Source organism: Paenibacillus apiarius, from assembly GCF_017052585.1.
Lineage (GTDB): Bacteria > Bacillota > Bacilli > Paenibacillales > Paenibacillaceae > Paenibacillus_B > Paenibacillus_B apiarius.
This window is the reverse complement of sequence record NZ_JAFFHZ010000002.1, coordinates 243,079-270,057: the sequence shown is the minus strand read 5'-3', so window position 1 is coordinate 270,057 and position 26,979 is coordinate 243,079. Positions and strand designations below refer to the sequence as shown.

Below are 26,979 nucleotides of genomic sequence, written 5' to 3'. Positions count from 1 at the left end.
AGGAACAAGAGTGAACTTGGAGGGGATTTTTCTATGGCTAGAAAGGGACAAGTGTTTCAACAGTATACCGAAGAATTCAAACTAGCAGCAGTCAAAGCGTATTTAGAAGGGAAGGCCAGCTATAAAACGGTAGCGGAAAAGTTAGAAATCAGAAACTGTACCCAATTAAAAGTATGGGTAAGGAAGTGGCAGCATGGAGAAGCGTTCGATATCCGTAAAGGGGTATCGAATCTTCTTAAGGGACGTCCGCGTACAGCCTTTGACACTGTAGAACAAGAACGGGATTATTTGAAAGCACAGGTCGATTACTTAAAAAAGCGGTATCCAAATCTGGTAAAGGAGGCACGCTCCGTTCGCAGGATAACTACCAAGTGATTGAAGAGCTGCGTGATCTCTATGATGTTACGCGTTTGTTAGCCATTGCGGGGGTACCTAGGGCTAGTTATTACAAGTGGCGAGCGACACGGTCATTAAGGGCCGAAAGACAAACAAGGGATCACGAGATCAAGGAGCACATGATGGCTATTCACTTTGCGCACCCCTATTTTGGATATCCTCGTATGATGACAGCTTTATGGGAGGCTGGTTATCGTATTAACCATAAAAAAGTATGGCGGCTTATGAAGGAATTATCTATCCAGTCCGTCATTCGCAAGAAACGAAAGCGTTCTAGTTCTACGCCTTCCGTCGTGTATCCTAACCGATTGAAGCGTCAATTCCATGCTGTAGGTCCGCAGCAGAAGCTAGTCACCGATATTACGTATATCTCCGACGGCACACGCTTTTATTACCTGTCGGCGATACAAGATCTGTTCAACAATGAAATTGTGGCTTGGCAATTATCCGAGCGAAACGACGTAAAGCTGGTGCTGGATACGATTGAGCAGTGGACACGAAAAAGAGACGTTTCGGAAGCCGTGCTCCATTCGGATCAGGGCTTCCAGTACACGTCTCAGGCCTACAACTCACGATTGGAAGCATTCAGCGTCAAAGGCAGCCACTCTCGCAAAGCAACCTGCCTGGATAACGCCTGCATCGAATCCTTCTTTTCGCATCTCAAAACAGAGAAGTTGTATCTTCAGCAGTGTACGTCAGAAGTTGAGATTCATCAAGCTGTAGAAGAGTATATCTACTTTTATAATTATCAACGCTTTCAAGCCAAACTCAAACAGCGCGCGCCAATTGAGTATCGGCACGCGCTGGCTGCATAGCTTTTTTCATCTGTCTACTTGACAGGGGTATGACCAGATTGATGTGAAGAGCCGTATGCGTTAATTGCGCACGTACGGATCTGTGAGGGGTAGGGGCTCAATCCTCGGAAGGAAAGGCCCCGCCTACTCGACCAGTTCCGGGGCGCGAATGGGGGACAATCGGAGTAATTAAATGTGCAATTGCAGTTGGAGTGTTCCGCGTCTCCACAATATTCGCAACTTGTCCGCTCGGGTTAACTTTTAACCGCTAGTTTCCGATATTTATGGAAGTCACATTATTTAGAGTAGTTGCCATGCGCAAAAAGGGAGTGTGAATATGCGTATTCAATCTGGTGGAAGCCATACTTTTGCAGCTCAACGAACGAAATCCAATGCGAGCAAAGAGTTGTTTAGTTCGGTGCTTTTGGAAAAAGAGGCGGAGAAGACAGAGGATAAGCAAGGTGACGAGAAAAAAGGGAAGCTGGTTACTTGTAAGGAAGGGGCTTATGTGCGGCAATATATCGTAAGGCCGGACGGCACCAAAATTTTGTTGAGTGAAGCAATGCAAGCCGAGGAGGAATCCATAAGTCCCGTCACCGCTCAACACCGCCTTACTGCTGAACAACGTGCAAATGAAGATGGCATGACCCAAAATGCAAAGGATGTTATCAACTTGCTGAATATGCAGGCAGGGGCGGGAATGCACATGCAATTCAAGTTTTTATCGAGTATTGAAGAAGAAAAAGGATGAAACTATATTTGAAAAATAGCCTTCGAGATTTATTAATCTTGAGGGCTTTGTTATTTGTATATAATAGTATGGAATAGGCAGATATCATAATCACCACTATTAAATGCACGCGTTAAGGGAGAGAGTACGTATGAGTTTCATTCTGGAAACGGAAAGACTCTATTTAAGACATTTCGAAGCAGATGATGCTGCTGCTCTACATGAAATATTTTCGGATGCGGAAACGATGAGATTTTATCCAGCTCCATTTACAATAGAACAAACGCATACCTGGATTTCCAGAAATCAAAAGAGGTATAAAGCGGATGGCTTTGGATTATGGGCGGTGTGTTTGAAAGATACCGACGAAGTGATAGGAGATTGCGGACTTATCACGCAAATCATCAACGGAGAGGCTGAAGTGGAAATTGGGTACCATATCCATAAAAGATATTGGTCGAAAGGATTTGCTGCCGAAGCAGCTTTAAAATGTAAAGAATATGGATTCCAACAATTAAAGAAGAACAAACTGGTAAGCATTATCGCTCCAAACAACATTCAATCCATTAAAGTAGCAGAAAAAATAGGATTTACGTTTGAAAGAGAGGAACATATTTTCAACAAAAAGCATTACATCTATTCAGGAACAAGGGCCAGTTTTGAGTTGGCCCCTGCCTAAAAGGAAAATAGATGATAAAATACGAAATTATAAAACGGCTGCCCTCCTCTGCCGATGACTCTGGCTGTAAGCCATTGACATGAAAGCATAAGAGGGCTGTATAGCGGATCGATGTCACTGGACATTTGCATGCAGTCCAATGCTCCGGAGCGGCGAATTAATTACTCTGTGATTGCAGCACAGGCGATGCGATCACCGGAGTTGCCCGTTGCATCCGTGATATAATCATCGGCTTTCTCATGAATGATCAAGGACGTGCCGCCGGGTCTCAGCAACGAATTGGGCTTGCCTTTTTCGAGAGTTACCGTCTTGGTCGTAATATTGGCGCGCACTTTGCCGTCGGCACTGACCTCAATATTCGGCAAATCTCCGGCGTGAAACCCTTTTGGATTTTCGAAGCCATGCTGCCTGCGCTGAGGATTCAAATGCGCTTCTGCCGTTGTGAAATCCGGCGGATCGCATCGGCCTGCGGCATGAAAGTGGGTGCCATGTGGCCCCGGCGGCAGATTTTGCGCCTCGATAACGATTTGTACGTGGTCGCCTATCTGGCTGAGTTGCGCGGTGCCGATGTTTGCTCCTTTGCTGTTTATGATTTTGACCGTTACAGCAGGCGATTTTTCTTCGGCAAGGGCTTCATTGGCGCCGCAGGCACTTAATATCAGGCCGCCCGCCAGCAGGCATGCAATAGCAAATTTATTCATCTTGTCCTCCTTGATGTACGTTGTTTCTGTATCAGTGTTCACACTTTTTGTACAAAGAAAACGGTGCGAAGCAGCATTTCTCGAGAGCGCCCATTGTGATATTCTTAAAATAGAAGGGTCCGATGACAACCAATCTATAGGAACAAGTCAGTGAGTGCAGAACAAAATAAAAATGCGAGGTTAGCGTATGATTCATGTTGCGGGAGCGATAGATGAGCAGAGCAGATGCAGACATTACCATGAGGAAGTGGATATCGTAGCTATAAAATTCAAGTGTTGCGACACGTATTACGGATGTTATTTCTGTCATGAGGAAGCGGCTGGTCACACACCAGAGGTATGGTTAAAAGAGGAGTGGGACACAAAGGCAATCCTTTGCGGAAATTGTAATGCCGAGCTGACCATTAATGAATATCTAACCAGTCATTATAGATGTCCATTATGTCATGTTCCGTTTAATCCGGGATGCGTGAACCACAATCATCTATATTTTGAGTAGACGCCCGGCGTCAGTCGTATTGACATCATTACAGGTCGCAATTATAATGGTCGTAGCAACTATCGACATACGCAATAAAATGGAGGCTAATCTTGGAATTAGAAAAGTATATCGGCGTCATTGTGCACCGGGCAGATTTAAAACTGAACAATTATTATCAAAAAGTCGTAAACCCCTTCGATATTACCGTCGATCAATGGGAAATTCTCGTCGTTCTGTGGGAGCAGGAGGGCATCACGCAGAAAGAGCTTGCAGAAAGGCTGTATAAGGATCAGACGAACATTGCGCGGATGTTGTTCAAGCTGGAGAAAAAGGGCTTTATCCACCGTGTCACCCATGAGACGGATAGAAGATCGCTGCGTGTCTATTTAACCTCCAAAGGAAGAGACATCAAGGAAGAAATTCTTGAACCATCGATTGAAGCTTATAAGAAAACGATAGAAGGTTTAACCGAAGAGGAAGTTGAAAACTTTAGAAGGACACTTTCCATTATGTATAACAATGTAAAGGATCTGTAGCTCGATATTCTTGCCGGGATCCTTCATTTTATGGACAAATAGTTGCTATGACCATTATCGTCAAGACAAATAAATAAAATGGAGGCGATGCCGATTTTTAGCAGAAACGAAGCAGGATTAGATGCTAAGGAATAAATTTTTTTGGAAATATAGTTGCTATAGCAATTACGGTTGTGACAAGTATGGGGGTGCGAGGATGACAACGAATTCGAAAAAGGTTGGGATTTTTGATGCTTCATACCGGGCGTTGACAATCGGAATTATTTTGGTCGTTACAACTGTGGCTTTTGAGGGGCTGGCCATTACGACGATTGCTCCCAAATTGGCTCAAAGTTTAGACGGTATCCATTTATATGGCTGGATATTTACTGCTTTTCTGTTATCTCAAATGATTGGCACGATGATCATGGGGCAACAAATTGGGAGACGGGGTGTCGCTCCATCCTTTATTGCCGCTTTTTCCAGCGCTTATATTTTGCCTGCATTAATTGGACCCTATTTGGCTGGACTTATCGCTGAATTTGCATCGTGGAGATTTGTATTTTGGTGTGTTGTCCCTTTCATTATTGCAGCCGTATTCTTAACCCTTCCTTCATTTCACAAATTGCAAAAAGCCGAGCGCGTATCAACTGCACATGGCAGTCATAAGGAACATAAAGAAATATACGCCATCATCCTAACACTCGGCACGGGGTTGCTGCTAACCGGCTTAGGCGCTATATCCGATTGGCAGGGGATGGCGCTAGCGGCAGCAGGAGTTGTCATCTTGATTCAGCCTTTGCGCAAGCTGCTGCCTGCAGGGAGCTTTAGCGTTCGAAAAGGCTTGCCGGCAACCATAGTGTCCAGAGGGTTCTATGTTGCTTGCTACGTCGCCACGGAAAGCTACGTCGTCTTGGCTCTAACCGAGGTGAAAGGTCTATCTGCTGACCTTGCGGGTCTGATCGTTGCAGCAGGAGCATTAAGCTGGTCCACAGCGGCTTGGCTGCAATCCAAGCTTGACGAACGAGATTGTGGAAAGGGCAGGAAAAAGAGAGTCAATATCGGTGTCAGCGTGATGATCGTCGGGGTGGCGTTAGTTATCACCATAATTGGGTTACCTGGCGGAGGAATCGTGTGGGCGGTCATTTCGCAAATATGCACTGGTTTTGGCATAGGACTGGCAAACCCGACGACGGGAGCCGTTGCGCTGCAGCATGCCGAGCCAGGCAAAGAAGGAGAGGTGTCAGCCAATCTACAATTCGTTGATGCGTTCGGCCCCGGATTAAGCATTGGAATAGGAGGCGCTCTCATAGCAATTAGCGAAACGCTTGCATGGGGAATATTCACAGGCATTATGCTGGCGTTATCCGCTCAATTGTTATTTATACTTTTAAGCTTTGTTGCTTCCTTCCGTATAACGGTTAAGGATGGCTAGTTATAATGGATGGCTGCGGCGTAACTAGCTTGGCAAGCTCTTAAACATGCAGATGCAACGGGGATGGAACGCTGAATGTTCTGTCCTTTTTTGCTGAAGTTGCGCTCGATCTGTGAGATGCCAATTTGTATAATGAAAGGAAGGCAGCATACGGTGTGAGACATGGCAATATGAGTTCGAGGAGGAATCTGGATGAGCATTTGTATTAGGGCGGTAACGCCAGCCAATTGGAAGGAATGCATAGAATTAAAACCCAAGAAAGAGCAAGAGGGATTCATCGCTACTAATTTATACTCGATAGCTGAAGCTCAGTTTTTAGACAATTTCACCTGTAAGGCGATTTACCTGGACGAAACGATGATCGGGTTTGCCATGTTCGGGATTGATGCGGATGATCATAACTACTGGATTTATCGCTTTATGATAGACCGGAACTATCAGGGCCGAGGATATGGCAAGCAGGCAATGCTTCTTATTCTTGATGACATTAATCAAAAAGAGAATTGCGCGGAAGCGGTCTTCCTCGGATATGATCCAATGAATGAACAAGCGGCCAACTTATATAGAGCGGTTGGATTTGTGGAAACAGGGATTGCCCCATGGGGGGAAATCGTTGCGAAATACACGTTCATGAATAGAGACATTCCATAACATGCATGAATGTTACTTTTGATGAAAAGTTACACGAAGTGCCCGTAAACATGGACGAAATGAAAAAAGGAATTAGCCAATTCAAACAACAGTTTGCCCAAAAAGAAGATTCTAAAGTAGCAGGATGGATAGGAGTTTATTCAAGAATCGTTGAAGACTTCGATACATCAAAGCGGTTTTTGGAAATGGCCTATCATATGGAGAAGCAAGCGAATAATGCGAGGTGCTGTGACGAGTGACCGTAGGAGGTTAAGCTGAACATCGTCATCTATATGGTTCGCCATGCAGAGTCCCTGTATGCAATAGGAAATGAACGCATAAGAGTAGATTTCACCAGTAAACCTCAATGGTTAACTTTGAACTGTCGTAGTTCCTTGTGAAACGTTTTTTTCTGGTACTCCAAAATATAAACATCTAGCTCTTGGCTTAGCAATACAACTTCTTTGTCTGTAAAATTATTCTTTTCACTAACTGTAAGGACAAGCCGCTGCCTAAGATTTTGTATCATCTTTGATAGCTCATTATCGTCTAATTTGTCGTACAGGTACAACTTTTGCCACCTCGCATTTTCAGCACATTGAAGACGGACATCCATGATTGTTGTTATAGTTGTACCCATTGTAATATATGTTGTATAGAATCCAGTATTTTGAGAATCGTGTAACTTTCGACGTTATTTTACAAAGATCACCACACAAAAAGAGTACCTGATTAGGTACTCTCTGCTACCATCCATGATCTCCCAAATTATCATTTAACGCTACCAGCATGTCTACAATAAGAACAGTCGATAAGACCAAAGCACTGAAGTATAAATTCCTGATACGATGTTTCACGTGCATCCCTCCTGTTAAGTTTCATTGCTAACAGTACGATTGTAATAATTGGATAATTTATTTAAAATATTGAGATCCATAACCTTGTTATCACGTATATGAAGGTTTATGATGCAATTCATACATTCTCTTTCTTTTACAGAATCGTTAACTTTTGTATACTGATGAGCGCTTTCTAAATAGCTTGCTACACCTTTTTCTAAGTCGCCGTTAGCTACATAAAAATCTCCCTTTAATTTAAAAAACTGTGCCAATCTCGATTGCTTGTACGGTGTAGAATATGGGACAGATACTACACTCTCTTCCATTTCCAAAAGTTTTGGGATGGCAGACAGGTTCCCTTGATCCAGATACAACGTTAAAAGCTGATTAATCACATGGAGCCGTGAACTTTCACCGCAACTTTTCAATGCTGACTGAAGTTGTGATAGTGCGAGGCAAACGTCTCCTTTTTTCGCATGTAAGGCAGCTTCCATTAACAGGACGTTTTCTTTGACGTGAGGTTGATTGAAATTGCTATACTGAATGGAATATTTATCTGATAGATCATAGTTTTCGAGATAGTAGTGAGAATCTCTAAGTATTCCGGTAGAGTTAACCTTAAATAAGCTGTCTGTTGGATCTTCTTCTAGGACCTTGTTACACAATTCAATGCTGTCCTGGAACAATCTGAGGTTAAAAGCATGAACGCCAAGTTTATAGTAGAGAGATACCTTCTCTTCATGAGACAAAAAATTGCTGTAATTCAAAATATGCTTTCCAGACTGGTAGGTGGCCTCTAATTTGCTGAAATCGTCTCTTTCAATTAGATACGCTTGGAATAACCCCTTTGCAAGAAATGACATGATGCCGTGATTGCGGGAGTAATGAATGAGCAGCCTGTACAACGATAATCTGATTGGTTTATCTTCGATAGCATCGGCCAGCGCATAAAGACGCTCAACAAGACTATAGCTGTCTTCGCTTGAGGATTCCAAGAACTTCAAGGCAACCTTATTAATAAGTTCAGTATTGCCAGACTGAATGACAGCCTGCAAAATGGTTTGCAGGGAATCTGCCCGTTTATCAATCTCTATGTAACGTTCGACGATGTCTTCGAAGGGTATTCCTAATGCAGATGCTAGGGGATGGACGGTCTGAAATTCGGGTCTCTTGACATCCCCGTTTTCAATTCTTGATATCGTGCCTTTATGAGCGCCTGTCATGTCTGACAACTGAGATAAGGTCAAGCCAGCTTCACGCCTGTACTGGTGAATCAATTCCCCAATGGTCTGAATCTGAATCACATCACTCACTCATACCCGCACCTTCATTTTGGTTCTCAAATAATTGACCACCTATATTTTACCACCTTGTTTTAGTAAACGTAAGGTATAGGCCTCTCTCGATTCGGCCTATCCAACCGTTCTTCCATTGGAGCAGCATTAACGCTACACTTCCCTCATCGCCCAAGTTGGTGAAATAGGCGGAGGAAGCGTCTTTAACTGCAAATATACATCTTAAAGCTCCCTTTTTACCTTTTTCGTCACGCTAGAATGCAAAAGTGCAGTTATTTTTCTCGGGATCGCATAAATAATGGTAATTTCGTTCTTTTGAAATGCACATTTGCAGTTCAAAAGCCAAAAAGAGTGGTATTTCGGAAAATAAACTGCCAAAATGCACTTCAAACGCTCCAGTTCTCCCTTATCCAAGTTGAAAAAATGGGGAGGGGACAAAAGGTTCCGCTAAACCGCGGACTCATTCAAGCAGCTGTCGTAACTCTTCTGTCATTTGTTCGGCTAATTCAGGTCTCCCATGAAACTGACCCGGGGTGTTTTGAAAAAGTTGAATGCGCCAATTTCCCTCGTCTTTAACGGCAACCAATGTTTGATGTGCGTTGACATCAGGATTGAGGTCTGATTGTCCACGAGGCACCATCCCTGCTATAGCTCGCACAAGCGCGATCTCAGATCCCAATACCCGCACATTTTTCACTTTGCTTACAAATATAGCAGTAGGGTGGTGTTCAAAGAGGGGCTCGAGGTGCGCGAAGATCTCATTCCTTCCAAGCACCTGGCTCCCATCAAAACCGATAAGCTCGCCCTCCTCTGCGAACAGCTCAGCCATTGCGCGGGCACTGCGATTGTTCCAAGCCTCTATTAGTTGTTGATATAATGCGCGGACTTCATTCGGTACAGAAGATTGCATGATTATTGCCTCCACAGCCTATCTTATATACTTCTGTGTTTCACGTTTTCCAATTCAACGCAATATTATTCATCTGGAACTTTTTTATATTACAATACGAGCTCAATGCTCGCCATGAATCTGTGCAAAGCACATTAGACTCGGTTAGGTTACAGGTGATGATAGGGGGTTATACTGACAAACTGTGTTGGTCGGGTGTTGAAGAACTGACTTCACTTGCTTGCCGGAACTTCTCCGCATCGTTATTGATAAGAATTCTAATTCCTTCCTCACCATTAATCGTTCCTTTGTTCATTACGATCCCATCAGGAGAGAGTATATATGCGAACGGAAACGTGCTCGTTCCATATAAATGCATTTCGTGTAAATCAAGCTGGTGTATAGGCGTTTCTAGTTTGTACTTGTTTTGTTTTTTCACCACTTCCTCAATCGGAGCTATTATAATCGTAATAACCTGATAAGCGGAAAAAGATTTTGCAATCTGATTTATGTTTGGATACAGCTCTTCGCAGCCATCACAGCCATATACGCTTACTAACAATATCGTTCCCTCATGAGCGGGTTGTTTTAAATGAATGATTTCATTTAAGATAGAAGGAAGTTCCAGACGAGGGAATACATCACCGATTTCTAAGCTGCTATGTTGAGGAGCATTAGCCATCGCTTGATTTATGGATACAGCCTCATAGCTTTTTCGAAAAATATAAGTCACAAAATAAACAAGAGCGATAATAAGAACCCATTGAACGGCGATTGATAATTGAACAAATATGGACATCTATTTTCCCATCCCATCTATACGATTTTTTTGTAATCGATAAATGACTTGCTTAAGGCAGTAAATGCAAGAACGGCAATACTTATCAACATCGCAATCAGAATCTCGAATCCGTCTGTGTTTTTGATGGAGGTATCTCCCCAATAAAGCGCTATCGTGACCAAAAAGAGCAGCGCAATCCGGTAAACGGTTTTCTTTCCTAGTTGATCGGGCATCAGATCTCCAAAACAGTTGCAGGTGATGGCCATCTTAGTGCGGGCGGTTCGCCATACCGCCCAGCAGTATCCTGCTATCAGGATCACATTCAATAACAATCCCCATCGATGCACGGCATCCCAAAACATTAGAATACCTGTTGCGAATTCAAGGCCAACAATAACTAAAACCCCAATTAAAGGATTTCTAACAAAAATGCCAAGCTGAAGCAACGTTCTTTTAAAAGATGGAATCGATAATAGCTTTAAACATGCGGCTGCAATCATGATCGTTGCCAAGAACACTCTCATAAAAATGAATAAAGTCATATAATACCTCCTTGATCTGGTGTACATATATGAACCTCTCTCATCCATATAACACATGAAAAGACGAAATACTCACATGATGGCTTCGCTCCACTCCTGTTCTAGCCGCTCCCTCATTTCCTTTCTGGCGCGATATAAGGTTTGCCTGACGACTCCTTCGGTGACATGAAGCTTTGCCGCTATCTCTTTGTATGTAAGCTGTTCGATGACTTGAAGATATAGAGCCTGTTTATATGTTGGCTTCAACGTGTTCAGCTTGCTCATAATGGTGTGGAATGTGCACCTTCTCATTACTACCATATCCGTAATATTATGTTTATCAACGATTTGAGTTGTTAGATCATCGATATTTATACATTGATTTTGGCGGCGGTTTTTTCGTATGTAATTTAAGGTTACGTTTCGAGTTAATGTGAAAATCCATGAAATAAGCTGCTTGTCGTTTACATATTTTGGCGGTTTACGAATGACGCGAATAAAAGCCTCTTGTATAATATCTTCCGTTGAATAATGGTTGCGAACAAAAGAAAATACCGTTTTGTAGTTTATATAGAAAAAATGGTCATATATATTTTTTTGCAGCTCATCATCCAGGCTATTAAAATCTTTGCTGAAACAAACATATAACTCTTTAACAAGCATATTTGTCCTCAAAAACTTCACCCCACTTTACATTAAAAAGCTAGAAGAGTAAGGGTAGGCCTTCAATGTTTGCTGAAAGAATTGTAAAAGTTGATTTCAGTTTTATCGAAAATGCGGTAATAGTAGTAACCCCCTCCCTTTTTTTTGATGTGAATTATTGGGATTTTATATAAGTATAATCCATTTTGAATTAAAGTAAATACTTACATGACTAAATATAGAAAATTATCTTTTATTTTCTTTTCGTATAAAATATTGTGATTATTTTGATTGTTGTTGTGTTTAACATTATAGAGTGGTCATCAAGTGGGTCCCGCAAAACAACAAAAAAAGGAGGATAAAAATCTTATGATACCAGTTATTTCTGCAACTCGAACGTCTTGCACGTATTATTTTAATTGTGTGGTTGATTCATCTGATACCGCTTACGTATATTGCGACTGGGAATCGTATACGTGCTGTGGTTGCGGTAATGATCCTAGGTCTTCCGGCGGTGTTTTAACTCAGGCGGGTAGTAACCGCTTCCGTAGAGGTCTCTCTAAAGAATGTTTTCATGGAAGCTGTTAGGGCTTACACACTAGCGTCTTACTATCTTTACTAATTAATTAAAGGTTGTTTTGCGGGAAGACAACTGTGATCGCTGATAGACACCTGCTGTTTGTCAGCGATCTCTATTAAAACAGGCGACAGGTGCGCATATGAAAAAACTGAAACATTTTTCAGAGACGATAAAAAATATATTTGTATTTCTAAGTTATTTTTGGAAATTAGTTTGGTTCAGAATCGTCCTGATGCTGGGAAGCAAATTAGTGCACGCCCTTATACCTAGCGTACAGCTGCTTATTACGAAAGAGCTGGTAGATTCCATCAATCATATTTTTCAAGCGAACGGGCAGTCGGATGCGCATATCGTTTATTATTATCTGGCAGCCCAGACCGGACTGCTTTTACTTGACAAAATGATTACTACGATTGAGCTAATCAACAATGCGAAAATGCAGCAGCAAATCAACTATGAAGTGGAAAAAAGAATAGTCGGCAAAACTTCCGTCATTTCACTTTCGTATTTTGAGAACAGCAAGTTTTACGACCATTTGATGCGGGCATCATCGGGTCAAAGCCAACGGGTAGTCGAGATGCTGAATGGCCCGTTAAGCATGCTCCAATATATAATTACATTTACGACGGTAGTGGGAATATTGACAACATTTCACTGGCTGGCGGGAATAACGGTTCTTCTGCTGGCCGCATTGCCGCTTGTTATAAATGCGTATATTGGCAAAATGAGATATAGCCTGCTTAAAGAAGCAACGCCATTGTCCAGACGCGTGCAATATTATTTGAATTTGTTAAAGGGCCGCGACACTGCCAAAGAAATCCGGTTGTTTCAGCTGCAAGATCATCTGATTCAACGTTGGAAACAGCTTTTTGAGTCTTATGCGAAGAAGATGTTGTCTTTTGAAATAAAAACAAATGCATATCGTTTCGGAATTGACGGTATAAGCGCTATTCTCATCAGCCTTAATTTAGCTTTTATTATTTGGATGGGGACCAAGCAAAAACTTAGCATCGGCGAATATATGGCGATTTCACAGGCTTTTATGATGATACAAGGCGTTGTCCTTAGCATCGCTCTGTCCATTTCATCCCTATACGAAAATAGTTTACAGCTTCGAGACTTAATTGACTTTTTAGAATATCCACTTGAGATAAAGCCCGAGGATGAGCCGCAAGGAACAGAGGTTGCGTTTCCTGCGATGAGTGACAAGGGGATAAAGGTAGAAAATTTGCAATTTTCCTATGAGGAGAACGGGCCGATCATACTTGATCAAATATCGTTTCAAATCGAACCGGGCCAAAAAGTCGCGATTGTCGGCAATAATGGAGCCGGAAAAAGCACGCTAGTTAAATGTTTGCTCGGATTGTACCGATCTTATAAGGGCAGCATCACGTATGAGAATGTTGATTTGAAGCATATTCCGGCGAAAGAGCTGATGCAGCATGTTAGCGCTGTATTTCAGGATTTTGCCAAGTATGAATTAACCGCGCGCGAGAATATCGGTTTTGGCAGAGTTGAGCATTTGGAAATGGATGATAAAATGATTGCAGCCTCTATGAAAGGGGATTCTCATTCTTTTATTTCCAAGCTGCCGTGCGCTTATGATACGATCTTGGGACGAAGCTTCTACGGGGGGACCGAATTGTCCGGGGGGCAATGGCAAAAAATTGCGATCAGCCGCGCCTTCTTTCGCGATGCCGACATAATCATCTTGGATGAGCCAGCCGCTTCGTTAGACCCGATGGCAGAAGCGAATCTGTACAAGACGTTCGCGGAATTATCTGTCGGCAAAACAACCATTATGATATCGCATCGATTAAGCAGCTGTGTCAATGCGGATCTTATATTAGTGATGAAGAGCGGCCGTATTATTGAGCAAGGAACTCATGCCGAGCTTATGCGTTTAAACGGAGAGTATGCGGATATGTTCAACATTCAAGCGGAAGGATTTCAATTCGCAGCAGTGAATTAACTTCATGCAATTTGGTAAAAACAATTAATAAATGTTCTGATATAAGGAAACCTCCAGCCTGCTGTATAGCGGTGCTGGAGGTTTTCACATTTTAATAGAAACTGGCTTACACGGTTATTTCCGTTGTCTTGTCTGCTTTGTTCTTTCTCGTGAACAGCCGTTTGATCCAGTTCGAAAAATCGTCCAGATACGTATACATGACCGGCACCAGCAGCAAGGTAAAGATGGTCGAGCAAGACAAGCCGAATATAACGACGATGGCGAGGGGAGCCTGCATTTCCGCGCCTTCGCCGATGCCGAGCGCAAGCGGCAGCAAACCGAGCACGGTCGTCAAGGTGGTCATGAATATCGGCCGTATCCGGCTTGGCGCGCCTTGCATAATGGCCTCTGCCCGCTCCAGTCCGCTTCTGCGCAAAATATTGATATAATCGACCAGAATAATCGCGTTGTTCACGACAATGCCCGCAAGCATAATGACTCCGATTAGGGCGGTTACGCTTAACGGAGTTTTGGTGATGAACAAGCCCAGCATGACACCCGTGAAGGTCGTCGGCATGGCGAACATAATAATGAACGGATAGAGCAGGGACTCGAATTGAACCGCCATCACGACATAGACCAAGAAAATGGAAAAGATAAGCGCGATGCCGAGATCGATAAAGGATTCCATCATATCCTCGGTTTGGCCGCCCATCGAGTAGGAATATCCTTCTGGGAAGTTCATCGCTTGCAGCGTTTGTTCAATTTCGGTGGAGATGCTGCCCAAATCTCTTCCCGAAATATCGGCGGTAACGTTGATTTGCCGCTGTTGATTTTCACGCTGAATCATGACAGGACCTTGAAGCTGGTTGAATTCAGCCACGTCGGACAGCGGAACCAATCTGCCGCTCTGCGATTGAATCGTTAACGTATTTAGCGCCGCAATGCTTGAACGGCTCTCTTCAGGCATGATGACTCGCACATCATATTCATTGCCGCCCTCCCGGTATTGCGTCGCCAACTGCCCATTAATCGCAAGCGAAATTTCGTTCATGATTTGCTGGTAGGTCAATCCATATTTAGCGGCCAAGCTCCGGTCGATAGTAATATTCAACTCGGCATTTCCTTCTGCAGCAGATGATTCTGCATTATAGACGCCACCGATCTCTGAAATGAGCCACACGACTTGATTGGCGACTTCCTCCAGCACATCTTGCTCTTGCCCGTTTAATCTGATTTGGATCGGAGCCCCCGCTCCGAACCCGGACTCCATCGCAGAAACGGTAATCTCCGCTCCGGCTAATTCTCCGGCCGCTTCCGTTAATTGCCGCATCATCTCGGCCGTTGTAATCTCCCGTTCGGTTGCTCGAACCAGCTGAATCATAAATGTCGCTGAATTGGCGCTTCCTCCGAACGGGCCGCCACCTCCGCCGATCGATTCCGACGCGGTGTCGATTACCTTCTCATATGGCTTTAGCAATAAGGATACTTTGTCAGCTATTTTTTTGGTTTCCTCCAGATTCGTGCCGCTTGGCGTCTGAACGGTGATTTGGATTTGGCCCTGATCGCCGCCTGGCATGAACTCCATGCCAATGAATGGAACGAGGAAGAAACTCCCGATTAACAACACAAACGTGCCGAATACCGTCGTTTTGCGGTGTCCGAGCACCCAACGCAATATTTTTTTGTAGAACGTAATAAAGAGACCAAAAAAGCGGGTATACCAGCCCTTCTTCTCCGCCTTTGCCTTCTTCTTCTCGGGTACCAGCTTGGAAGACAGCATCGGAATGAGCGTTATCGCCACGACGAGAGAAGCAATAAGGGAGAAGCAGACCGTTAAAGCCAGCGGCCGGAATATATCCGACGTAATTCCTTGCACGAACACGATTGGCAAGAACACGACCAACGTCGTCATGGTGGACGCGATTACGGCGGAAGCCAGCTCGGAAGCTCCTTTGACGGCGGCTTCTTTCATAGACATTCCTTTTTGCCGATACGTAAAAATATTTTCCAATATGACAATGGAGTTGTCTACCATCATCCCGATTCCGAGCGCAAGGCCGCCCATGGAAATGACATTGAGCGTTTGCCCTGTAAAATGCATGAGCGTAAAGGTGGATATGATGGCGATCGGCATCGATATGCCGATAACAAACGTTGAGCGGACGCTGCGCAAAAATAAAATCAAAATCAATATCGCCAGAAAGCCGCCGCTGAGCATATTGCTGACGACACTATCCATCGATTGACGGATAAAAATGGAGGTGTCCGATACCATCTTTAGCTCGATTCCTTGCGGCAGCTTCGCTTCCAGCTTGTCCATTGCCTTGTAAATATGATCCGCCACCGCCACCGTGTTCGCGTCCGATTGTCTCTGCACCGATAATACAAGCGCAGGGCTGCCGTTAACCAGCGTAAGCGAATTTTGCTTCTTGAACGTATCGGTGACCCTGGCTACGTCGCTAACTTGAATCTGACCGCCGTTAGGCAGATGGATTAAAGTTTGCTGAATTTCTTCCACGGAAGAGTATTCGCCTTTAATGCGGATTTGAAGATCCTGCACACCCTTCGGAACAGTTCCCGCCGCCGCTGATTTGTTCTCCATATTCAGCGCCTGCACCACCTGTGAAGGCGTAGTGCCGTAGCGGGCCAGGTTCGCGCGGTCCAGTTCGACGAGAATTTCCCGTGTTTTTCCGCCTTGGACGGAGACGGAGGCAACGCCGTTTTCCCGTTCAAGGAAGGGGATAATGCTGTTGTCAGCAATCTCCTGCAGCTTCTCCGGCTGTGCTCCCGTCAGTCCCAAAGTGATGATGGGCATTTGGTTCGGGTCAAAGCGGAGCACGGTCGGATCGTTGGCGGCTTCAGGCAGCATACTTTTCATTTGATCGACTTTTTCCCGCACGTCAATTAAAGCATTATCCATATTGGTGCCGGTTTTGAATTTCAGCATGACCAGGGATGAGTTGGCTTGCGATTGCGAGGAGACCGTATCAATCCCTTGGATGGTGCTTAAGGAGGATTCCAGCGGCCGCGAAATCAATTTCTCGATTTCCTCGGGCGCCGCTCCTTGATAAGAAGTGGCAACCACGGCAATCGGCAGATCGATCTTTGGAAACAAGTCGATCGCGAGGTTCCGCAAGCTGATCAAGCCGAGCGCTATAATGGCGAGCACGATCATGATGACACCGATTGGACGCTTAACGGAGAGGTCAATGATTTTCACGTTATCGCGCCTCCTCGATGATCTTCACTTTGTTGCCATCGTTTAACGTGATCTGACCTTTAACGACGACTTGATCGTCCTTTTTGAGATCGCCTTTTACGGCTGACATTTTCGTCTGCGACTCCAATACCTTGACGGCTTTTTCGACTGCGCGGCCGTCTTTCACGATGAATAGATGTGCCGATCCGTTTTTCTCCACAATGGATTCGGTAGGTACGAGAAGGGCGTCTTTCATGAGCTCTTGATCGACAATAAATTTCGCAATCATCCCCGGTTTAATCTCATCGCCCTTATTGTCCGCTTGCGCTTCCAATGTATAGAAGCCGGATTCGTTGGCTATAGGGGACAGGTATGTAATCTTGGAGGAGAAGGATTTTCCCAAATCAGGAATTTCCACCTTCGCTTCCTTCCTGTTCTGCAGCAGCAGCATTTGGTTGGCGCTGACATTGGCCGTTAACGTAACCGGATTGGTGGATACGATGGTAAACAGGGGGGAAGTTGACGTGACGAATCCCCCTTCTTCGGCAGCGACGCGAATGACTCGCCCGCTGATCGGAGCCTTCAGATAGGCGTCATCTACCCGGTTCTGGGCTTGTTTCACCCGCAGCCGGGCTTGCTCGACGCTTCGCTTCGCTTGATCCAGTTCCATTTCCGCCGGGGCAGCGTTATGCGTAGTTTTATATTGATCCTGCGCCTGCTCTAACGCGAATTGTTCCAATTGCAGCTGGATTTCCAAGTCCTCTGCGTTGATGCTGCCCAGAGAAGCTCCCTTATTGATGTAATCCCCCTTTTTTACATTTAATTTAATCAGTTCGCCGTTCAGTTTCGGAATGATGTCGATGGTTTTGTTCGGGTTGGCTGTTCCGATAATTTCATTCTGCAAGCTAAGAGCCCCAATCTCAATCGGAGCGACTTGAACGGGAGTTTCTTTTTCCTGTGCTCCTTGCAGCGGTTGTTCGGGTTGTGGGGTGCAACCTGTTAATGCGGCACTTAGCGCTAATGCTAGCACGCTGGCGCCCAGCCAATGTTTTTTCAAGATTTATACCACTCCTTTTGCAATATACGGATTGCCCCTGTGATGGGAAGTAGTTCCAAAAAAAAGAAAGTTAAATAGTTATACGTGATAAATCTATCACAGTTTCATATAGAAAGGTACAACGAGGCACCATTTTTACTAGAAGAAAATACGATTAACATCCACATTTCGATGCTGGTCGAAGCTATTGCATCTTATACTGGGATGACCGGAACTCACGGGTATTTGAATTTCGATATATGGGATGGGGAAAATAAGAAAATAGTGTACAGCAACTGGAGGTAAAGCGGAATGAACATCTTTGAGACTGACATAACGCCTGCGCGCCCGTACAATTTTGGGTTGGCTCTGGCCTATCTTCGCTCGTCGACTGCAGCCATATTAGAACGAGTGAATCAACAGCGGTATTCCCGCGTGCTAACTTTTGCAGGCTCGGATGTGCTCGTTCAGATTACAAGCACGGGGCCAATCGAACATACGACGCTGCATCTGCAATTAATCGGGGAACAGATAAGCAAGGAGATCGCAGATAAGGCCGTGTCATGGGTGAGACGGACGTTTACGCTAGAGACAGAACCCTCATCTTTTCACGGTCTTTACGCTCATGACCCGATACTTGGACGCCTTATGCAGAACTATCGCGGCCTGCGTCCGGTGCTTGTCGCGGATCCTTATGAAGCGCTCATCTGGGCCATTATCGGGCAACAGGTTCATGTGCGATTTGCGCGCAAGCTGAAGCTCGCTTTTGTGGAATTATGCGGTCGACAGATTGCGCATGACGAAGCGGAGTACGGGGTGTTTCCACAGCCCGGAGACGTTGCGATGCTTAAAGAAGGAGCACTGCGAGACATTCAAATGAGTCATCAAAAGGCGAGAACCATTATAACCGTGTCACAAGCGGTTGCCAGCGGTGAGTTGAACCTGCCGGAGCTGCGCAACGTTGATTATAGCCTGGCGTGCAACACCTTGATGAAATACAAGGGTGTGGGCAGGTGGACGGCAGAGTCCGTGCTTATGCGCGGACTCGGGTTTCCGGATGCAATCCCGGCAGCGGATGCGGGACTGCAATCCATCATCGGCCGAACCTATGGAATCGGAAAAAAAGCTAGGGAGGAGCAAGTGCGGCAACTGGCGGAGCGATGGGCCCCGTGGAGGGGATGGGCGGCCTTTCTCTGGTGGTTTCAGCTGCAGACCGAGGAACTTGCGGAGCAACACTCCAAATAACCGGATGAAAACGAAATCTATTATAGGTTTGACGTATTTCGCAATCCAATTTATGCTTGCTATAAACAAAATGAGAAAATTTGCTAGAGCTTCATAAGGCGAGAGCCATGAGCAGAGAAGCATATTTCCGGTAAGAGCTTTTGCAGAGGTGAAGGGCTAGTATGAAGGAAAGAGGTATTGGTATGATAACGAACTCATATACCATCCATCAAGGTGTACAAGAGAGCGGGCTTTACTCCGTTGAATACATTTATGCAGGCAACCAACGGGGGACGGTTTGAATTTATGAAAATGAAATACGTGTTGGCGTCGACACCGTAACAATTCAATTCCGATAAATTGCCCAACTATTCGTTCAAAAACAGCTTGCCCCCGAAGAAGGACAAGCTGTTTTTCCCCAATTTGTAAATCCATACATCGGTTAACTCACTTTGCAGCGACAATGGAGAACATGGGCGTCGTTCTGTTCAGCACTTTTTCGCTTTCCGTGTAGATAGACTCGTCAAATCCCCAATTGCAGACAATTTCCTTATAACCGATTTTCTCCAGTGATCGCATATCCCAGTCCGGACGCTGCTCAAAGGTGAGCGGCAGCTTAAGCGTTATTTCATCGCCTTCGCGCTCAAGGCTTTCTTCCAGTTCTATGCCATAACCCATCCTTCTTGCGGTATCGCAATCTTCCATATAGCGCTTGTGCTGCGCTTCATCGACAAGATGTTTATTCCAATTCGCGTCGAATATAACGATTTTCCCGCCCGGACGCAGCAGGCTATGCCATGCTTCGTATGTTGCGGCAGGCTGTGGCAGGGTCCAGGTTACATTGCGGCTTATAATGACGTCGAAGCTGGCTTCCGGGAAGGGAGGAGCGCTAATGTCTCCTTGTATAAAATGCGCGGCAACCCCGGCGCGGGAGGCGTTGAATTGCGCCTGCTTAAGCATGAGCGGCGATGAATCGACAGCCGTTACTTCATGATTCATACCGCTCAACAGAATCGCAAAAAAACCGGGTCCGGTACCGGCATCCAGCACATCAAGCCCCCCTTTACTCCCGATATGCCGCTCGATGATGGCCCTCCATGCCGGAGCTTTAAAGCTGTTAAGCTCATCCAATACGATATCATTATAAACCTCGGCGCTTTCATCCCAATATTGTTGAGAACGGTGTTTCGTTTCCATCATTTCCTCCTTCAGCTTGTCCATTTTGTATTGACAGGTTTTTAAACGCGCTCATATAATAGTAATCATTACGATTAAGGAGGGCAAGCTTTTTTTTACTAAACAGAAAAATAAGTTGAACGGAAGAAAGAACACATTTGTGATCCAGTCGCTCATGCCAATGGTAGTGCAGCGAAGCTCGTTCGATACTGAGCTTTTGGGCGGGCAGACAGGAGAGGAGCCGGCGAAATGCAAAGTGCAGTTGCTTTCGTGCAATACCGATTTTTACGGCGGTTGTACTGCAATTGTGCATTTCAAAATGAGTATATTTACCAATATTTGTGCGATTGTGTGAAGAGTAACTGCTCTTTTGCAGTCCATCGTGACGTAAGACGTGAAAAGGGAAGTTTCAAATGCATAATTGCAGTTGGGGACGCTCCTGCCCGCGGTTACTTCATTCGTTAGGCCGTACCATAGCACGCCAGGGCGATGCCGGATTCGTTGCTGCTGACTGGAGGGGAGAGTGATTGGAAACGCGAACGGGGAGAGCATCGACTCTCCAATTTCTTGAGAAAGTTAGGAAACTTCAACAGATCAACTTATATAGCAGGGAGAAGAGAGACTGTGAAAATAAAGACAACATGGATCATTCTAATGGTGGCGGTTGCCGCCACTGCCGGATGTGCGCAGCAATCTTCCAAGCCGGATTCATCCGAAGCCAAAGTGATTACCGTCGCAAGCAGTACGGATAGTGGAATCAGCCGATTGGATGCGGCTTCTTATGAAGGAATGATGCAAGCTTACCCGATAATTTACGATTCGCTGGTTGAGTATGGAGCAAAAGGGGAGATCCAACCCGCTTTGGCGGAGTCTTGGGAGATTTCGCCGGATGGCAAAGCGTATACGTTTCATTTACGCAAGGATGTCCTATTTTCTGATGGCACGCCTTTCAATGCTGAAGCAGTGAAGTTCTCGGTGCAACGATGGGCAAATAAACCTGAGCATGATTGGCTGTTGACTTCGAAAAATATGAAATCGGTCGAAGTGTTAGATGAGTTTACAGTCAAACTTACGTTTACACAGCATAATGATTTAACGCTGACGGAGCTTTCCTACCCAAGGCCGTTCCGCATTATGAGCCCGACATCCGTCGAACCGGCTGGTGATCCGGAGGGCAAGTTCGTGAAGGCGATCGGCACGGCAGCGTGGGTGCTGGATGAATATAAGCAGGATGTCCAGACTATGTTAAAGCCTAATCCTAACTATTGGGGCAAAAAATCCGGAATGGACAAGCTCACGTTCAAGGTGGTTCCGGATGCTCACACACGCGTCCTAGCCGCACAGAATGGCACCATTGATATTGCGGGAGGCGAAGTCAGCAAAATTCCGCTGGAAAGCTTACCGCTGCTGAAAAACGGTGAGAAGACCAAGCTGGTTGCCCAAAAGGGAACCGCTTCTTACTTCCTTGTCGTGAATGGAGAAAATGCGGCGCTTGCTGATAAGAAGGTGCGGCAGGCGCTTAATTATGCTGTAGACAAGCAGTCCATCGCACACCATTTGTTTGACGGCGCGGGCAGCCCGGCAAGCGGCATCCTTCCGGCAACAAATGCCTATGTCTCCGAGGGCGGCAATCAAGGCTATCCATACAATCCGGAGATGGCCAAGCAGCTCCTTAGCGAGGCAGGCTGGACGGATGCGAACCGGGATGGAACGGTAGAAAAGGAAGGAAAGAGTCTCATCTTGTCACTTGTTCTGCAAACCGAGGAGTTTCCTGAATGGAAGCCGTTGGCTGAAGCGGTTCAGGACCAATTGTCCAAAGTCGGAATTCACGCAGAGATCAAGGTCTTGGAACAGGCTTCCTATTACGATGCATTGTGGAAAAACAAAGATTACGATTTGCTCATCTACCGATCGTATGCCGATGCCTTCAATCCGCTCAGCTTTCTGAGGGCGCTTTTTTACCAAACAAATGAAATTCCGGCGGTTGCCTTCGGCACAGATCGGTTAAGCGCTCTGATTGACCGTGCAGCCGCGGCTCTTACCAACGAAGAGCGGTTCCAAACCTATGATGAAATTTTTCGGTTGATGAAAGAAGAAGCAATGAGCGTGCCGCTATTTTACCCCGATGACTTGTTTGTGGTGAACAACCGTATCTCGGACGTGCAGTTAGGAGCGACTACATTCAAACCGATGGCATGGGAAAAGCTCCGGTTGGCTGAATAACATGAATAAAGGTCTGATTAAGCGGTTGGTTTGGTCGATCCCCACCCTGCTGGGCGTGACTGTGGTAACATTTGCGCTCGTTCAACTGATGCCTGGAAATCCGGCGGATATATGGCTAAGAAGCAAGGGAATCATTCCTGACGCCGTCAGCATAGCGGAAATCCGGCGCCAGATGGGGCTTGACCAGCCATTGATTGTGCAGTATGGAGCATGGCTGAATGAAATCATGCATTTGCGTCTGGGTCTATCGTTCCAAAGCGGGCTGCCGGTTACGGAGGAGCTTGCATCGCGGTTGCCGGCCACTTTGAGACTGATGGGCTCCTCCTTTGTTACGGCGTGCATTCTGGCGCTTCCTGCCGGCATCCTGTCGGCATGGCACAGGCATAAGCAGCTCGACCATGCCGTTCGTTTCCTCTCTATTTTGGGCGCATCGCTGCCGCATTTCTGGATAGGGTCCATGCTTATTTATTTATTCTGTATCCGAACCAGCCTGCTCCCCATGATGGGTGACGGAGGGATTATGCATTATATTATGCCTTCCATCACGATGGCTGCAGGCATGGCGGCCGTATATGCCCGCATGTTGCGGGCCGGGATGCTGGAGGCGATTGCAGCTCCTCATTATAAAGCGGCCCGTGCCAGGGGAATCAAGCGGCGCCGGTTGCTCGTCCAGCATGCGGTTCGGCCGGCATTGCTGCCGTTTATCACGGTAATCGGGGACAGCTTCGGTTATTTTTGGGGTTCCTCGATTATTGTTGAAGCGATTTTCTCATGGCCAGGTGTAGGCGGATTGATGATCGATGCCATTTTTAACCGCGACTATCCCGTTATTCAGGCAATTACGCTGCTGACAGCCGCTTGTGTTATTGCCGTGAATTTGGCAGTGGATTTCGTTTATTATTGGCTCGATCCGAGAATCCGGGCGGAAGGCGGTCGGTATGAGGAACGATAACATGAAGGGATTCAGATCATGGATCGGGGCAATCGGAAATCCGTTAGGGAATAAGATGGCCAGCTCAGGCTTTTATATCCTGGTCATAATCATTGTGGCCGGCATTCTGGCACCGATGATTGCGCCTCACGATCCGCTTGCGGTCAATCTGACCGCAAAGCTGCTGCCGCCTAGCCTGGAATACCCGCTTGGGACCGATCAAATGGGAAGATGCGTTTTTTCAAGAATCATTAGCGGAACGATGGCTTCGCTCGTCCTGCCGTTGTCTGCAATGGCGCTTATTCTCCTCATCGGCATCCCCCTTGGCGTGATTGCCGGGTACTATGGGGGCGTGCTCGATCGGATGATCATGGTCATGGTGAATACGATGCTCTCCTTTCCGAATCTGCTGCTTGCCATTGTGCTAACGGGATTTCTTGGACCGGGCACGTTGCATATTTTAATCGCGGTCGTAGCCGTGTGGTGGGCAAAGTATACGCGAATTGTGAGGGGGATGACGTTGTCATTGAAGGAAAAGCCTTATGTCAAAGCCAGCCGGGGCTGTGGCTCGCCGGACATCTGGCTGATGTTCCGGCATATCGTGCCCGGCACGGTGCCAACCGTGCTTGTATTCTCCGCGCTGGATGTCGGCCGAATGATTCTAGCGATTTCCGGTCTGGCATTCCTCGGTCTCGGCGTTACGCCTCCATCCCCGGAGTGGGGCGCAATGCTCAGCGACGGCCGGCACTATTTGCAAACTGCGCCACGGCTGCTTTTGTCTCCCGGATTGGCCATTTTGCTCGTGATGGCGGCCTGCAATCTGCTCGGGGAAGGTTTGAGAGACGCTTTGGATGTCAAAGGTTAACCGCTAACGGCGTTTTGGAGGATGGTTATGACGATACAAGAGCACGATGGCAACATGCTGCTGCGAGTAAACCAATTGAATGTTTTATATGAAAATCGGCGCGGGACGGTGCATGCGGTCAAGGATGCCAGCTTTGAAATGGGAGGCGGCCGCGTGCTGTGCATTGTCGGGGAAAGCGGCAGCGGCAAGAGTGCTGCGGCGCTCTCCCTGCTCAAGCTGATCGAGCCTCCAGGGAAGATAACGGCCGGTCAGGTTCTGCTGGACGGAGAAGACTTGCTCTCGTTGTCAGAACGACAGCTGACCCGCATTCGCGGCAAGGAGATCGGAATGATATTTCAGAACCCGTCGCGCAGCCTGAACCCAGTCATCAAGATCGGCGTTCAATGCGCAGAGGCGATCCGCAATCATGAGAAGCTACCAAGAGCGGAGGCGGATGAACGGGCGTTGGACTGCTTGCGGGAAGTCGGTTTTCCCCGTCCCCGGGAAACGATGAATCGATTCCCGTACCAGTTAAGCGGCGGGATGCTGCAGCGTGTCGCAATCGCCATGGCGCTAAGCTTAAAGCCAAGACTGATAATTGCCGATGAGCCGACGACCGCTCTTGATACTACCGTTCAGGCAGAAATTATGTTCAGGCTGCTGCAATTGAAGGAACGCCGGAACACCTCCATTTTGCTCATTACGCACGACCTCAGCATAGCGGCGCAAATGGCTGATGAGGTAGCGGTCATGCATGCGGGCACGATAGTCGAACATCGACAAACGCTGGATCTTTTTCAAGATCCGCATCATCCATATACAAAAAAGCTGCTGCACAATGTTAGTGGAGAGAGTAATAAGGAGTTGACCCGCAAATGGAAATGCTGCAAGTGAACGGATTGGTAAAACATTACGGGACGCCCCCTCTAAGGGAGTCGATCCCTCAAGGCCCAAAGCGGAAACACCGGCCATCGTCTCCCCCCGCTCTTGACGGCGTCTCGTTTACTATCGGCAAAGCTGAAGCATTCGGGCTCGTTGGAGAAAGCGGCAGCGGGAAGAGCACATTAGCTAGAATGATTTGCCGGATGGACATTCCTACAGCGGGTCAACTGCTGTGGAACGGGGAGGACATCACCGCTCTACGTGGCAAAGGGTTGAAAAGCCTCAGGCAGCAGATTCAGATGATCTTTCAGGATCCCGTGTCCAGTCTGAGCCCTTATCAAACGGTAGAGCAAGCCATCCGAGAGCCGCTTCGCAATTTTGGCATAGCCTCTCGCTCCGAGCGTGGTAGGCTGGTTCGAGAGCTTCTCAAGGAGGTAGGCTTGGATCCAAAGCTGGCGTCGCGCTATCCGAGCGAATTAAGCGGAGGCCAGAATCAGCGGGTTAATATAGCGAGGGCTCTGGTCTGCAAGCCCTCGCTAGTTGTGTGCGACGAACCGCTGTCCAGTCTTGATGCCCCCATGCAGACACAAGTGTTGACGTTGCTGGCAAGACTGCGGGAGCAACATGCTTTATCCTATTTGTTTATTTCCCATGATCTGCTCGCTGTACAATCATTGTGCGACCGGATTGCTGTCATGTACAGAGGAGCCATTGTCGAAATATTCGAGAGCTCCCAAATGTCCGTCATTCAGCATCATCCATACACGAAACTGCTGCTGTCCTCCATACTGATTGCGGACCCGCTCAAACGCCATCAGTGGGAAGAGATAGAGACAACGAAGGACGACGAAGCACTATCTGCGGAGGGCGGTTGCAGTTTTTACGAACGTTGTCCATTCGGCACACCGTTGTGCAGGACCGTCAAACCGCAATTGAAGCTGAGGGAAGGGGGGCATTATGCCGCCTGCCACGAGCTTGACGACAAAGGCGAATGATAATGTGCAGAGGGCGCTATTTTTAGTACAATTACTTATGGATTCGAGTCTATAATAAATACTATACAAGTTGACATGGAGAAGGTGCCGAAGGAATGAATAAAAACAATGTGCGATTGGAAATGACAAGTGATGAGGAAGAGTTGGAGCAAGTAAGGAATCATTTATACTCCTATAATACAAAGAGTGTGGACGCGGATTTCGAGCCAATTAATTTGATTCTGAAAGCACAAAACAATGAGATTGTCGGCGGTTTGCTAAGCTATCGTTACGGACAAAGTATCTTTATCGAGATTTTATGTGTTGATGAAAGATTGCGCGGCAGCGGACTCGGAACGAAACTGCTGGAAAAAATAGAAGAGATAGCCGCACAACGTGCCGTAGAGACGATACATTTGGATACGTTTGGTTTTCAAGCGCCGGGTTTCTATCTGAGAAATGGATATGAGCAGTTTGGGGAGCTTAAAGATGTGCCCGTAAAAAACCAAAACAGATACTTTCTGAAAAAGCAACTGAATACATGCAGATAAAGCGCCGGGGAAGCAGTGAGCTTGTCATCACTGTCTTCCCCTCATATATGGTAAGAACAAAATGTCCAAAATAGCGC

26 protein-coding genes are annotated in these 26,979 nt (G+C 46.4%); 16 read left to right on the top strand and 10 right to left on the bottom strand.

The window, feature by feature from the left end; all coding sequences use genetic code 11:
• The first annotated feature begins 33 nt into the window (after positions 1-33).
• The 3 genes from JSQ80_RS27225 (at position 34) to JSQ80_RS27215 (ending at position 2,599) form a co-directional block, all read left to right on the top strand.
• A protein-coding gene (locus JSQ80_RS27225) for an IS3 family transposase (protein WP_206095341.1) occupies positions 34-1,211 on the top strand; the annotation gives its coding sequence in 2 pieces (ribosomal slippage) (positions 34-322 and positions 322-1,211; 1,179 coding nt in all).
• 316 nt (positions 1,212-1,527) lie between these two features.
• Positions 1,528-1,941: a hypothetical protein gene (locus JSQ80_RS27220; RefSeq protein WP_206097931.1), complete on the top strand. Its 414-nt coding sequence runs from the start codon at positions 1,528-1,530 to the stop codon at positions 1,939-1,941.
• Between the two features lie 130 nt (positions 1,942-2,071).
• Positions 2,072-2,599, top strand: a complete 528-nt coding sequence (locus JSQ80_RS27215; protein WP_206097930.1) for a GNAT family N-acetyltransferase — start codon at positions 2,072-2,074, stop codon at positions 2,597-2,599.
• 161 nt (positions 2,600-2,760) lie between these two features.
• On the opposite strand, the gene JSQ80_RS27210 is transcribed toward JSQ80_RS27215, so the two are convergent.
• Positions 2,761-3,300 carry a superoxide dismutase family protein gene (locus JSQ80_RS27210; protein WP_087435599.1) on the bottom strand — a complete coding sequence of 180 codons (540 nt, stop codon included), beginning with the start codon at positions 3,298-3,300 and terminating at the stop codon, positions 2,761-2,763.
• 187 nt (positions 3,301-3,487) lie between these two features.
• On the opposite strand from JSQ80_RS27210, the gene JSQ80_RS27205 reads away from it, so the two are divergent.
• The 5 genes from JSQ80_RS27205 to JSQ80_RS27185 all read left to right on the top strand — a co-directional run bounded on the left by JSQ80_RS27205 (position 3,488) and on the right by JSQ80_RS27185 (position 6,621).
• Positions 3,488-3,799 carry a CHY zinc finger protein gene (locus tag JSQ80_RS27205; protein ID WP_206097929.1) on the top strand — a complete coding sequence of 104 codons (312 nt, stop codon included), beginning with the start codon at positions 3,488-3,490 and terminating at the stop codon, positions 3,797-3,799.
• Between the two features lie 92 nt (positions 3,800-3,891).
• Positions 3,892-4,317 carry a MarR family winged helix-turn-helix transcriptional regulator gene (locus JSQ80_RS27200; RefSeq protein WP_087435601.1) on the top strand — a complete coding sequence of 142 codons (426 nt, stop codon included), beginning with the start codon at positions 3,892-3,894 and terminating at the stop codon, positions 4,315-4,317.
• Positions 4,318-4,513: 196 nt separating this feature from the next.
• Positions 4,514-5,731, top strand: coding sequence for an MFS transporter (locus JSQ80_RS27195; RefSeq protein ID WP_206097928.1), 1,218 nt, complete (start codon positions 4,514-4,516; stop codon positions 5,729-5,731).
• A gap of 192 nt (positions 5,732-5,923) precedes the next feature.
• The gene (locus tag JSQ80_RS27190) at positions 5,924-6,382 is read left to right on the top strand and encodes a GNAT family N-acetyltransferase (RefSeq protein WP_206097927.1); all 459 of its coding nucleotides are present in this window, start codon (positions 5,924-5,926) and stop codon (positions 6,380-6,382) included.
• Between the two features lie 50 nt (positions 6,383-6,432).
• Complete coding sequence (locus tag JSQ80_RS27185; RefSeq protein ID WP_206097926.1) at positions 6,433-6,621, top strand: hypothetical protein; 189 nt, start codon at positions 6,433-6,435, stop codon at positions 6,619-6,621.
• A 104-nt stretch (positions 6,622-6,725) separates the two neighbouring features.
• Here JSQ80_RS27185 and JSQ80_RS30155 read toward each other — a convergent pair whose 3' ends face one another.
• From JSQ80_RS30155 to JSQ80_RS27155, 6 genes are all read right to left on the bottom strand, one after another.
• Positions 6,726-6,890 carry an aspartyl-phosphate phosphatase Spo0E family protein gene (locus JSQ80_RS30155; protein WP_176392944.1) on the bottom strand — a complete coding sequence of 55 codons (165 nt, stop codon included), beginning with the start codon at positions 6,888-6,890 and terminating at the stop codon, positions 6,726-6,728.
• A 342-nt stretch (positions 6,891-7,232) separates the two neighbouring features.
• The gene (locus JSQ80_RS27175) at positions 7,233-8,513 is read right to left on the bottom strand and encodes a helix-turn-helix domain-containing protein (protein WP_206097925.1); all 1,281 of its coding nucleotides are present in this window, start codon (positions 8,511-8,513) and stop codon (positions 7,233-7,235) included.
• A 442-nt stretch (positions 8,514-8,955) separates the two neighbouring features.
• Positions 8,956-9,405 carry an SgcJ/EcaC family oxidoreductase gene (locus JSQ80_RS27170; RefSeq protein ID WP_206097924.1) on the bottom strand — a complete coding sequence of 150 codons (450 nt, stop codon included), beginning with the start codon at positions 9,403-9,405 and terminating at the stop codon, positions 8,956-8,958.
• Positions 9,406-9,574: 169 nt separating this feature from the next.
• Positions 9,575-10,183, bottom strand: coding sequence for a peroxiredoxin family protein (locus JSQ80_RS27165; RefSeq protein WP_206097923.1), 609 nt, complete (start codon positions 10,181-10,183; stop codon positions 9,575-9,577).
• Positions 10,184-10,200: 17 nt separating this feature from the next.
• Complete coding sequence (locus tag JSQ80_RS27160) at positions 10,201-10,707, bottom strand: MauE/DoxX family redox-associated membrane protein (protein WP_206097922.1); 507 nt, start codon at positions 10,705-10,707, stop codon at positions 10,201-10,203.
• A 72-nt stretch (positions 10,708-10,779) separates the two neighbouring features.
• Positions 10,780-11,349 (bottom strand): RNA polymerase sigma factor, encoded by a 570-nt coding sequence (locus JSQ80_RS27155; RefSeq protein ID WP_206097921.1) that lies wholly within the window; start codon positions 11,347-11,349, stop codon positions 10,780-10,782.
• Positions 11,350-12,047: 698 nt separating this feature from the next.
• Between JSQ80_RS27155 and JSQ80_RS27150 the strand changes: the two genes are divergently transcribed.
• Complete coding sequence (locus JSQ80_RS27150) at positions 12,048-13,880, top strand: ABC transporter ATP-binding protein (RefSeq protein ID WP_206097920.1); 1,833 nt, start codon at positions 12,048-12,050, stop codon at positions 13,878-13,880.
• A gap of 106 nt (positions 13,881-13,986) precedes the next feature.
• Here the strand turns inward: JSQ80_RS27150 and JSQ80_RS27145 are convergent, their stop codons facing one another.
• Both JSQ80_RS27145 and JSQ80_RS27140 read right to left on the bottom strand, forming a co-directional pair.
• Positions 13,987-17,082: an efflux RND transporter permease subunit gene (locus JSQ80_RS27145; RefSeq protein WP_206097919.1), complete on the bottom strand. Its 3,096-nt coding sequence runs from the start codon at positions 17,080-17,082 to the stop codon at positions 13,987-13,989.
• Between the two features lies 1 nt (position 17,083).
• The gene (locus JSQ80_RS27140; protein WP_206097918.1) at positions 17,084-18,118 is read right to left on the bottom strand and encodes an efflux RND transporter periplasmic adaptor subunit; all 1,035 of its coding nucleotides are present in this window, start codon (positions 18,116-18,118) and stop codon (positions 17,084-17,086) included.
• A 291-nt stretch (positions 18,119-18,409) separates the two neighbouring features.
• Here JSQ80_RS27140 and JSQ80_RS27135 point away from each other — a divergent pair, with 291 nt between their 5' ends.
• Complete coding sequence (locus tag JSQ80_RS27135; protein ID WP_206097917.1) at positions 18,410-19,342, top strand: DNA-3-methyladenine glycosylase family protein; 933 nt, start codon at positions 18,410-18,412, stop codon at positions 19,340-19,342.
• A gap of 426 nt (positions 19,343-19,768) precedes the next feature.
• Here the strand turns inward: JSQ80_RS27135 and JSQ80_RS27130 are convergent, their stop codons facing one another.
• Positions 19,769-20,542: a class I SAM-dependent methyltransferase gene (locus JSQ80_RS27130; protein WP_272491218.1), complete on the bottom strand. Its 774-nt coding sequence runs from the start codon at positions 20,540-20,542 to the stop codon at positions 19,769-19,771.
• Between the two features lie 579 nt (positions 20,543-21,121).
• Here JSQ80_RS27130 and JSQ80_RS27125 point away from each other — a divergent pair.
• The 6 genes from JSQ80_RS27125 (at position 21,122) to JSQ80_RS27100 (ending at position 26,902) form a co-directional block, all read left to right on the top strand.
• Positions 21,122-22,720: an ABC transporter substrate-binding protein gene (locus JSQ80_RS27125; protein WP_336245862.1), complete on the top strand. Its 1,599-nt coding sequence runs from the start codon at positions 21,122-21,124 to the stop codon at positions 22,718-22,720.
• A gap of 1 nt (position 22,721) precedes the next feature.
• Positions 22,722-23,672, top strand: a complete 951-nt coding sequence (nikB, locus tag JSQ80_RS27120) for a nickel ABC transporter permease (RefSeq protein WP_206097915.1) — start codon at positions 22,722-22,724, stop codon at positions 23,670-23,672.
• Between the two features lies 1 nt (position 23,673).
• Entirely contained in the window at positions 23,674-24,516 is an 843-nt protein-coding gene (locus tag JSQ80_RS27115; RefSeq protein WP_240464327.1) for an ABC transporter permease, read from the top strand.
• A gap of 27 nt (positions 24,517-24,543) precedes the next feature.
• Positions 24,544-25,389 carry an ABC transporter ATP-binding protein gene (locus JSQ80_RS27110; protein WP_206097913.1) on the top strand — a complete coding sequence of 282 codons (846 nt, stop codon included), beginning with the start codon at positions 24,544-24,546 and terminating at the stop codon, positions 25,387-25,389.
• A complete protein-coding gene (locus JSQ80_RS27105; protein ID WP_206097912.1) occupies positions 25,371-26,372 on the top strand; it encodes an oligopeptide/dipeptide ABC transporter ATP-binding protein in 1,002 nt (333 codons plus the stop codon). Before JSQ80_RS27110 ends, JSQ80_RS27105 begins: the two co-directional genes overlap by 19 nt.
• Positions 26,373-26,467: 95 nt before the next feature.
• Positions 26,468-26,902, top strand: a complete 435-nt coding sequence (locus JSQ80_RS27100; protein WP_206097911.1) for a GNAT family N-acetyltransferase — start codon at positions 26,468-26,470, stop codon at positions 26,900-26,902.
• Positions 26,903-26,979: the final 77 nt, after the last annotated feature.

Coding starts and splice junctions, on each gene's coding strand:
- JSQ80_RS30155 (WP_176392944.1), bottom strand. CDS start 6,890: ATGATACAAAATCTTAGGCAGCGGCTTGTCCTTACAGTTAGTGAAAAG.
- JSQ80_RS27210 (WP_087435599.1), bottom strand. CDS start 3,300: ATGAATAAATTTGCTATTGCATGCCTGCTGGCGGGCGGCCTGATATTA.
- JSQ80_RS27190 (WP_206097927.1), top strand. CDS start 5,924: ATGAGCATTTGTATTAGGGCGGTAACGCCAGCCAATTGGAAGGAATGC.
- JSQ80_RS27150 (WP_206097920.1), top strand. CDS start 12,048: ATGAAAAAACTGAAACATTTTTCAGAGACGATAAAAAATATATTTGTA.
- JSQ80_RS27205 (WP_206097929.1), top strand. CDS start 3,488: ATGATTCATGTTGCGGGAGCGATAGATGAGCAGAGCAGATGCAGACAT.
- JSQ80_RS27160 (WP_206097922.1), bottom strand. CDS start 10,707: ATGACTTTATTCATTTTTATGAGAGTGTTCTTGGCAACGATCATGATT.
- JSQ80_RS27165 (WP_206097923.1), bottom strand. CDS start 10,183: ATGTCCATATTTGTTCAATTATCAATCGCCGTTCAATGGGTTCTTATT.
- JSQ80_RS27110 (WP_206097913.1), top strand. CDS start 24,544: ATGACGATACAAGAGCACGATGGCAACATGCTGCTGCGAGTAAACCAA.
- JSQ80_RS27115 (WP_240464327.1), top strand. CDS start 23,674: ATGAAGGGATTCAGATCATGGATCGGGGCAATCGGAAATCCGTTAGGG.
- JSQ80_RS27195 (WP_206097928.1), top strand. CDS start 4,514: ATGACAACGAATTCGAAAAAGGTTGGGATTTTTGATGCTTCATACCGG.
- JSQ80_RS27155 (WP_206097921.1), bottom strand. CDS start 11,349: ATGCTTGTTAAAGAGTTATATGTTTGTTTCAGCAAAGATTTTAATAGC.
- JSQ80_RS27220 (WP_206097931.1), top strand. CDS start 1,528: ATGCGTATTCAATCTGGTGGAAGCCATACTTTTGCAGCTCAACGAACG.
- JSQ80_RS27135 (WP_206097917.1), top strand. CDS start 18,410: ATGAACATCTTTGAGACTGACATAACGCCTGCGCGCCCGTACAATTTT.
- JSQ80_RS27105 (WP_206097912.1), top strand. CDS start 25,371: ATGGAAATGCTGCAAGTGAACGGATTGGTAAAACATTACGGGACGCCC.
- JSQ80_RS27215 (WP_206097930.1), top strand. CDS start 2,072: ATGAGTTTCATTCTGGAAACGGAAAGACTCTATTTAAGACATTTCGAA.
- JSQ80_RS27130 (WP_272491218.1), bottom strand. CDS start 20,542: ATGGACAAGCTGAAGGAGGAAATGATGGAAACGAAACACCGTTCTCAA.
- JSQ80_RS27170 (WP_206097924.1), bottom strand. CDS start 9,405: ATGCAATCTTCTGTACCGAATGAAGTCCGCGCATTATATCAACAACTA.
- JSQ80_RS27100 (WP_206097911.1), top strand. CDS start 26,468: ATGAATAAAAACAATGTGCGATTGGAAATGACAAGTGATGAGGAAGAG.
- nikB (WP_206097915.1), top strand. CDS start 22,722: ATGAATAAAGGTCTGATTAAGCGGTTGGTTTGGTCGATCCCCACCCTG.
- JSQ80_RS27185 (WP_206097926.1), top strand. CDS start 6,433: ATGGACGAAATGAAAAAAGGAATTAGCCAATTCAAACAACAGTTTGCC.